Raw genomic sequence first — 478 nt, 5'->3', positions numbered from 1 at the left:
CTGTAGAGCTTGCCGTCCTTGGCGTAGTCGGCGTAGGCGCCGATCTGGGCGATGTCGGGGGCCTTGCCCGCCTTCACCATCTCGGCGACCTTGCGGTCGACGTCCTTCCAGGAGAGGACGTTGACCTCGACCTTGATGCCGGGGTTCTGCTTCTCGAAGCCCGCCGCGACACCGCTCCAGTACTTCTCGGAGCTGTTGGCCGAACTGGTGCCGTAGTCGGCGGCGACCAGCTTCAGGGTGACATCGCCCGAGCCGCTCTCACCGCCGCATCCCGACAACGTTGCCGTCAATCCCCGCGCGGCCACCACCGCGGTCATAACCGAAAAGCGCCGCTGCACAGCCTCGCCCATCCTCGTCGATCACCTGGCTCACGGACGGTGGGCGTCGCGTCGCCGTGCGGACTTCCCGGTCGGAAGCTCCTGTCGGCCACGGCGGCACCACCCGTCCTGCCACCGTCCGGATGAACTGCGATTTTCCC

The 478-nt window shown here is 67.2% G+C and carries 2 protein-coding genes; both read right to left on the bottom strand.

The genetic code is table 11. The features are described 5' to 3' along the window. Positions 1-350: extracellular solute-binding protein (locus RNB18_RS51260; RefSeq protein WP_311720958.1), on the bottom strand; the 350-nt coding region annotated here is incomplete at its 3' end. After that, on the bottom strand, positions 259-478 hold a 220-nt coding region (locus tag RNB18_RS51255; RefSeq protein ID WP_311720959.1), incomplete at its 5' end, for a hypothetical protein. The genes RNB18_RS51255 and RNB18_RS51260, both read right to left, overlap by 92 nt.

It is taken from the genome of Streptomyces doebereineriae (genome assembly GCF_031845645.1).
In the GTDB taxonomy this organism is placed as follows: domain Bacteria; phylum Actinomycetota; class Actinomycetes; order Streptomycetales; family Streptomycetaceae; genus Streptomyces; species Streptomyces canus.
Note: the sequence above shows the minus strand (reverse complement) of the source record. Positions and strands in the feature narration are given on the sequence as shown.